The following is a 7,019-nucleotide window of genomic DNA, read 5'->3' on the forward strand; positions in this document are numbered from 1 at the left end:
TCCAAAGGAGAAGACCATGAACAAGAAAATCACCGCCCTGCTCGCTTTGGCCGCAGGCACCGGCTTGGCACCCATCCACGGCCAGGCGCAGGCGCCCGAGGGCATTTCCGACGGCGTCGTGCGCATCGGCGTGCTGACCGACATGTCCGGCGCCTATTCGGGCAATGTCGGCCCCGGTTCGGTGCTGGCCACCAAGCTTGCCATCGAAGATTTCGGGGGCAAGGTGCTGGGCAAGCCCGTCGAAATGCTGTCGGCCGACCATCTGAACAAGACCGACGTTGCCGCCGGCCGGGCCCGGGAATGGATCGACCGCGAAAAGGTCGACGTGGTGACGGAACTGGGCAACAGCGCGGTCGCGCTGGCCGTCATGAACATCGCCCGTGAAAAAGGCCGCATGACGATGGTGACCGGCGCCGGCGCCACCCGCATCACCGGCGAAGACTGCTCGCCCAACAACGTCCAGTGGGTCTATGACACCTATGCGCTGGCCAAGGTGGGCACCCTGCCGCTGGTTGAGGCCGGAGCGAAGAAGTGGTATTTCGTCACGGCCGACTACGCCTTCGGCCACTCGCTGGAAAGCGATGGCATGCGCTTCGTGAAGGAAGGCGGCGGCACGGTCGCGGGCGCCGTACGCTATCCCTTCCCGGGCACGGATTTCGCCTCCTTCCTACTGTCGGCGCAAGCCAGCAAGGCCGATGCGGTAGGGTTCGCCAGCGCGGGCGCGGACCTGCAGAACGAGATCAAGCAGGCGCGGGAATTCGGGCTGGCCGACCGCCAGAAGCTCGTCGCCATGTTGATGAGCATCACGGACGTGCATGGCGTAGGCCTGGAAGCCGCCCAGGGCATGACGTTCGCCGAGACCTTTTACTGGGACATGGACGACGAAACGCGCGCGTTCGCCCAGCGCTTCTTCAAGGCGTCCAACAAGATGCCCACCGCGCTGCAGGCCGGACAGTATTCCGCCGTGCTGAACTACCTGCGCGCCGTGGAAAAGTCCGGCACGGACAACGTGGACGCCGTGATGCGAACGCTGCGCGGCATGCCGATCCATGACGCCTTTGCCCGCAACGCCCGCCTGCGCGAAGACGGAAAGCTGATCCACGACACCTACGTCGTCGAGGTGAAAGCGCCCAAGGAATCCAAGGCCGCGTGGGACTACTACAAGATCGTCAAGACGGTGCCAGGCGATCAGGCGTTCATGCCCTTGGCCGAAAGCCAATGCAAGCTCGCCAAGAAATGACCGCACCGCCGGCCGCCGGCGCCACCCCGCCGGTCTACGAGGCCTACGCCATCCGCTATGCCAGCGTGACCCGGCGGGCCGTCGACAACTTCCTGTCGCGCACCGATGTACACGACGGCCCCATGCCGATGGATTTCTACTGCTGGCTGCTACGAGGACCGGCGGGCAATGTGCTGGTCGATACCGGTTTTAGCGCCTGTTCGGCGCGCGCGCGGGACCGGGCGTTCACGCTGCATCCCGAAGCGGCGCTGGCCCGGTTGGGCCTGGCGCCGGCCGACATCGATCACCTGATCCTGACGCACCTGCACTATGACCACGCCGGCAACGTCGAAGCCTATCCCCGCGCGCAGGTCCATTTGCAGGACACCGAAATGCACTACGCCACGGGTCGGTACATGTGTTTTGCGGCCATGCGGCATTTCTTTTCGGTCGACGACGTGCAGGCAGTGGTCCGTCAGGTATACGCGGGGCGCGTCCACTTTCACGACGGCAATGCCGTGCTGGCGCCCGGACTGGAACTGCATCACGTAGGCGGCCACACGCAGGGCTTGCAGGTGGTGCGGGTGCATACCGCGCGCGGCTGGATCGTGCTGGCCTCGGATGCCCTGCACTATTCACGCAACCTCACCGACGACAACCCGTTTCCCGCTATCTTTCACCTGGGTGACATGCTGGAAGGCTATCGGCGAATTCGTACGCTGGTGGAATCCGACGCGCATATCGTGCCGGGCCACGACCCGGCCGTCGCCCGGCAGTATCCGCGCGCCGATGCCGAAGCAGGCATCTACCGGCTGGATACGCCCCCTTTGTGACAAGGAAAACCCGATGCAAGAAGACGACTTCATCCTGAACCGGCTGGCCGACGCCGTGAACCGTCAAGAGCGCCTGGTGTGGCGCGGCCGCCATCTGAACACGGTATTCCTGCTGGAGCGCGGCGCCGACGCCTACCTGATCACCGTTGCGGCGGGCCGCATCCAGACGGTGCGGCGGGGGCCCTTTGTGATGCCGCGCTGGCAGTTCGCGCTGCGGGCCTCGGCCGAGGACTGGGCGCAATTCTGGCGCCCGCTGCCCCCGCCGGGCTATCACGACCTGATGGCGCTGGTGAAATTCCGGCGCCTGCGCGCGGAAGGCGACCTGTATCCCCTGATGTCCAATCTGCTGTATTTCAAGGACGTGCTGGCCTGCCCGCGCGCCGAAGGAGCGCCCTCGTGAATCCGCAACCCGCGAATCCGCACCCTGCCGTCTTCGAACCCATCATCGGACGCTACCTACATTTGACGCTGGGCGGCCGCGCGCACCGTGTCTATGTCGAGGAAGCCGGCAGCGGCATTCCGCTGCTGTGCCTGCATACCGCCGGGGCCGATACCCGCCAGTACCGCGCGGTGATGAACGACCCGCGGATACTCGAATCCTTTCGGGTCATCGCATTCGACCTGCCTTGGCACGGAAAATCGTCGCCCCCCGAAGGCTGGCAGCAGGAAACCTATCGGCTGACGTCCGAGGACTACGCGCAAGCCATCATCGCCGTGGCCGATGCGATGGCGCTGGACAGGCCGCTGGTGATGGGATGCTCGATCGGCGGCCGCATCGTGCTGCATCTGGCGCTGGAGCACGCGCACCGCTTCGGCGGCGCGATCGGGCTGCAATCGGGCGCCCATGTGGATCCCTATTACGACCTGGAATGGTTGAACCGGCCCGACGTGCATGGCGGCGAAGTCTGCGCCGGCATCGTATCGGGCCTGGTCGGCCCAGGCAGCCCCGACAATCACCGCTGGGAAACGTTGTGGCATTACATGCAGAGCGGCCCGGGCGTGTTCAAGGGCGACCTGCATTTCTACACGGCCGACGGCGATATCCGCGATCGCGTGGCCCGGATCGATACGCGCCGTTGCCCGCTGTGGCTGTTGACCGGTGAATACGACTATTCCTGCACGCCGCAAGACACCGAGTTCCTGGCCGGACGCATCGCGGGATCTCATTGGCAGATCATGGAAGGCATGGGCCACTTTCCCATGAGCGAAGACCCCGACCGGTTCCTGGCCTATCTGCGTCCGGTGCTGGCGCAGGCGGCCGAGGCGCGCCAGGACGAATAGCGCCGCCACGTCCGAGCCGGCGCGGCTACCGTGCCGGCTCGGACGCCGTCAGCGCCTTCAGCAATTCATCCACGGGGCGCGCCAGTTGCGCCATGTCGCGCACGCAGACATAGAACTGCCGTTCGGCCCAGTCATCGCGCAACCGCAGCAGCACAAGCCCCATCGACGCCAGGTAATGGCGCGCGATGCCTTCCGGCACCACGCCGATGCCCAGGCCTTCGCGGATCATCCAGCACCGGGTCTCGAAATTGGACACCTGCAACTTGACGTTGGGCGGCCGCGACAGCGTCTGCCCCGCGTACGCCAGAAACTGGTCGAGCGAATGCCGGGGAAAGTAGCCCAGCAAGTCATAGTCCAGCGCCTCTTCCAGGAACAGTGCCGTCCGGTCCGCCAGGGGGTGCCCGACGGGCACCACCAGCCCGACGCGATCGCGCCGGAACGGAAACGAGGCCACGCCGGGCACGGGGTGATCGGCATGGTAGATGCCGATATCGACCGAGGACTCGGCCACCAGGCGCGGAATGTCGTAGCTGTGGCCTTCCAGCAAATCTACGCTGACATCACTGCGGCCCGCCAGGAACCGCCCCATCACGCCAGGCAGGAATTGCAGGATGGTCGACGGGTTGGAAGCCAGCCGGATCTTCGCCTGCCCGTTAAGCGAGTAGCCGTTGATCGCCTGTTCCGTCAGTTGGACGCTGCGCAGGATGGCTTTGGCGCGTTGATAAAGCAACGCACCCGCCGACGTCGGTTCGACACCGCGGCCATGGCGGTGCAGCAGCGTACGGCCCAGGTGGCGCTCCAGCTCGGCCACCCGCTTGCTGGCGGCCGAGGTCACCAGGTTTTCCCGTTCGGCCGCTTTCGACAGGCTCTTTTCTTCGACGGCCGCGACGAAGATTTCCAGGGCAGGAATATCCAGCTTTTTCATACCGGCAATATACCGTGCCGCCACGCCGTCAACGTCGCTTCGACCTGTGTGATTTCGGCTCGGGTCATGCCCGCCCGTTCATAAAAGCCGGCGCGTTCGGCCACCACTTCCCGGACCCGGTCGAGTATCGATTGCGCCGCCGCCTCTGACCGCAAGCCGAAGCGCCGGTATTCCGTCAGGCAATTCTCGAACGTGCTGTCGCGCCCGGCCGCGCCGATGTGCAGGTAGTGCTTGGCAGACCCCTCCTGCGTCACCACGTCGAACAGCGGCGACAATCGGTACATGCCCCCGCCCTCGTCCTTCACGAACCCCACGTTCTTCAGATGGTCATCCGTGTTGTGCACCGCCACGTTCAGGATCATGCGGGCGTACAGTTCCTTCAAGTCGTGAACCGGATCCGACGAGACGCGCCGCAGCACGTCCGCCAAGCGCGCGTACGAATACGTGGCCTTGCCGCGCGCGCCGTCCAGTTCGCGCTTGCCGATCTGCGCCGATGGGCTGATCAACGACGCGCCGCTGAGGAAATGGCGGCGCGCCACGACAGGTTCTCCGCCACGCTCGGCCGGCAATCGTTCGCGATCGAAGCGGCGAGTCAACAACACGGCACCCAGATGGGTTTGCCTCAGGTGGATCTCGGGCACGGTCAGGCCGATCTCCCGGGCCATTTCCAGGTTGGCGAATTCGACGCGTTGCCGGTCGTAAGAATCGCCATGGCGCGGAAACTTGGCGATCCACATCTCGCCCTGCTCGTCACGCACGATCGTCTTGGGCCGTGCGCCGCCGATATCCCACGAGCTGCCCAGAATATCCCGGTACAGGCCCTTGGGCTTGACGCCCTGGTCGATGTCGGTCAACAAATCCGCCAACGATTCCAGCTGGCTGATTTCGGGCAGGCGGTAGGTCTTGCGCATGTTGGGCGTCAATGGGCGGGCACTGAAGAACAGCGCGCCCACACCCATGCCCCGCCCCCGCAACAGCACTTCGTCTTCCGGGACGCGGGCGCCGGCCTTGTCCACGCGCATGACATTGCGGCCCCAGGCGTCAGGCGCGGCATCGAAGATCGCGCCCAGCGTTTCGTAGCGGCTTTCGGTGCGGAAGGTGGTCTTGGCGTCGATCAGTGGCAGGTTCAGCGGGTCCAGCGCAAAGGCGCGCGGGTCGTTCACATAAGACTGCACATAGGTGAATTCGGCAAAAAAATGATTGTCGTCCGAATCGTCCAGCGTCAGCACGCCGGCCAGGACCGCTTCGCCGCGGATGTCCACATAGACGAACAGCTGGCTTTCGACGGACTTGTGCTTCCTGGCGCGCGCCATGACCGATCCGCCTTACAGCTTGGTGGGATCGATGCGATGGGGCTGCGGCGCCCCGCCGCCCCGGCTGGGCCGTCGCAAGGCATCCAGCCGCTTGCCCACGCCGTCCTGGTCCGGGTCCGCCAGCGTGAACAACTGGTCGCCAAACCCGTATTGAATCAAGGCTTCCATCGCCAGCGCCAGCGACACGCCCCCGTCGCCGCGTTCCAGCCGTGCAATGGTGGCGCGCGAAACGCCCAGGCGGCCGGCCAGCGCGCTTTCCGATTCGGCGCGGCGCAGACGGGCCGTGCGCAGGTTCGCGCCAAGCCGTGCCAGCGCGTCCGCGGCATCGAAACTGGGTTCGATCTTCTTTTTCATGCCTTGATAATAGGGCTTGAAAGGCGGTTTTGCACGATTAATGAGGCAAAACTTGTATCAACAATGAACTATTAATGAAGCATAATCGATAATATAGATCGATTAATGACTCAAATGGCTGAACCGATATTCGGTGGAAATCGATCGACGATTGAATGGACTGCCTAGACCACGACCGCCTGATCCAGCCTCAGCGCGCCGCGGCCGGTGTCCAGCGTGACCCGCGCGCCCAGCGGCAGGGTCAGGTTCGGGTCGCCATGGCCGCTGGGCCATCCGCCCAGCACCGGAATCCCGCGCGACCGGAACTGGTCCAGGATCAACGGGTACAGCAGGCCTTGGGCCTGTGCATCGTCCATCTGCACGCCCAGGCGGGTGAAGTTGCCTACCAGCAAGCCCTTGACCCCGTCGAATTTGCCGGCGGCCGCCAACTGCCCCAGCAACCGGTCGACGCGCGGCACGGCTTCGTTGACGTCTTCAATGAACAAGATGGCGTCGCGCGTGTCGATGTCGTTGCGCGTGCCGGTCAGCGCCGCGATCAGCGCCAGGTTGCCGCCGATGAGCCGTCCGCTGGCCACGCCCGGCACCAGTTCGGTGGGCAGTGCATCCGGCGGCGGCGCGATCCAGGATCCGCTGCCCATCTGGCCGGTGATCATCGCCAGCAGATTGGATTCCGTGGGCTCGCGTTTGCCGGCCAGCAAGTCCTGCCCCAGCATCGGGCCGTGGAACGTGACGAAACCCGCGTGACGCTGCATGGCTAGATGCAAGGCGGTGATGTCGCTATAGCCGATAAACGGTTTGGGGTGCCTGCGCAGCAGCGCGTAATCCAGCTGGTCCAGCAGGCGCCACGATCCGAAGCCGCCTTGCAGGCACCACACCGCCCCGACGTCCGGCGCGGCGAACGCCGCATGCAAGTCCGCCAGCCGGTCGGCATCGCTGCCTGCCAGGTAGTCATACGGGGAATCCAGGCGCGTCCGGCTGGCCGGCATGACCTGGGCAGCAAAGCCCCGGGCCTCCAGCCATTCGGCCGCATCGTCCGCGGCACCGGGCGCGGCGGAGGCCGGCGCCACGATGGCGACCCGTGCGCCGGGACGCAA

8 protein-coding genes are annotated in these 7,019 nt (G+C 65.2%); 4 read left to right on the forward strand and 4 right to left on the reverse strand.

Annotated features, from left to right (window positions below):
* Positions 1 to 16: 16 nt before the first annotated feature.
* From HG262_RS09910 to HG262_RS09925, 4 genes are read left to right on the forward strand one after another with little or no spacing between them, the layout of a single operon-like run.
* Complete coding sequence (locus HG262_RS09910) at positions 17 to 1,240, forward strand: ABC transporter substrate-binding protein (RefSeq protein WP_169270841.1); 1,224 nt, start codon at positions 17 to 19, stop codon at positions 1,238 to 1,240.
* Positions 1,219 to 2,052 carry an N-acyl homoserine lactonase family protein gene (locus HG262_RS09915; protein ID WP_248293310.1) on the forward strand — a complete coding sequence of 278 codons (834 nt, stop codon included), beginning with the start codon at positions 1,219 to 1,221 and terminating at the stop codon, positions 2,050 to 2,052. Before HG262_RS09910 ends, HG262_RS09915 begins: the two co-directional genes overlap by 22 nt.
* Positions 2,053 to 2,065: 13 nt before the next feature.
* Positions 2,066 to 2,452 (forward strand): hypothetical protein, encoded by a 387-nt coding sequence (locus HG262_RS09920; protein ID WP_211187110.1) that lies wholly within the window; start codon positions 2,066 to 2,068, stop codon positions 2,450 to 2,452.
* Entirely contained in the window at positions 2,449 to 3,333 is an 885-nt protein-coding gene (locus HG262_RS09925; protein ID WP_348984379.1) for an alpha/beta hydrolase, read from the forward strand. The genes HG262_RS09920 and HG262_RS09925 overlap by 4 nt, the downstream gene beginning before the upstream one ends.
* Before the next feature lie 25 nt (positions 3,334 to 3,358).
* Here HG262_RS09925 and HG262_RS09930 read toward each other — a convergent pair whose 3' ends face one another.
* The 4 genes from HG262_RS09930 to HG262_RS09945 all read right to left on the reverse strand — a co-directional run.
* A complete protein-coding gene (locus HG262_RS09930) occupies positions 3,359 to 4,258 on the reverse strand; it encodes a LysR family transcriptional regulator (RefSeq protein ID WP_169270842.1) in 900 nt (299 codons plus the stop codon).
* Entirely contained in the window at positions 4,255 to 5,571 is a 1,317-nt protein-coding gene (locus tag HG262_RS09935; RefSeq protein ID WP_169270843.1) for a HipA domain-containing protein, read from the reverse strand. Before HG262_RS09935 ends, HG262_RS09930 begins: the two co-directional genes overlap by 4 nt.
* Positions 5,572 to 5,583: 12 nt before the next feature.
* Positions 5,584 to 5,925 carry a helix-turn-helix transcriptional regulator gene (locus tag HG262_RS09940; RefSeq protein WP_169270844.1) on the reverse strand — a complete coding sequence of 114 codons (342 nt, stop codon included), beginning with the start codon at positions 5,923 to 5,925 and terminating at the stop codon, positions 5,584 to 5,586.
* A gap of 164 nt (positions 5,926 to 6,089) precedes the next feature.
* The coding region (locus tag HG262_RS09945; RefSeq protein ID WP_248293311.1) for an LD-carboxypeptidase at positions 6,090 to 7,019 on the reverse strand (930 nt) is incomplete at its 5' end.

Source organism: Achromobacter sp. Bel (assembly GCF_012928505.1).
In the GTDB taxonomy this organism is placed as follows: Bacteria; Pseudomonadota; Gammaproteobacteria; order Burkholderiales; family Burkholderiaceae_B; genus Achromobacter.

What these genes read in the sequence shown, in the direction of transcription:
- HG262_RS09915 (WP_248293310.1), top strand. Translation starts at nt 1,219, where the DNA reads ATGCAAGCTCGCCAAGAAATGACCGCACCGCCGGCCGCCGGCGCCACC.
- HG262_RS09935 (WP_169270843.1), bottom strand. Translation starts at nt 5,571, where the DNA reads ATGGCGCGCGCCAGGAAGCACAAGTCCGTCGAAAGCCAGCTGTTCGTC.
- HG262_RS09920 (WP_211187110.1), top strand. Translation starts at nt 2,066, where the DNA reads ATGCAAGAAGACGACTTCATCCTGAACCGGCTGGCCGACGCCGTGAAC.
- HG262_RS09930 (WP_169270842.1), bottom strand. Translation starts at nt 4,258, where the DNA reads ATGAAAAAGCTGGATATTCCTGCCCTGGAAATCTTCGTCGCGGCCGTC.
- HG262_RS09940 (WP_169270844.1), bottom strand. Translation starts at nt 5,925, where the DNA reads ATGAAAAAGAAGATCGAACCCAGTTTCGATGCCGCGGACGCGCTGGCA.
- HG262_RS09910 (WP_169270841.1), top strand. Translation starts at nt 17, where the DNA reads ATGAACAAGAAAATCACCGCCCTGCTCGCTTTGGCCGCAGGCACCGGC.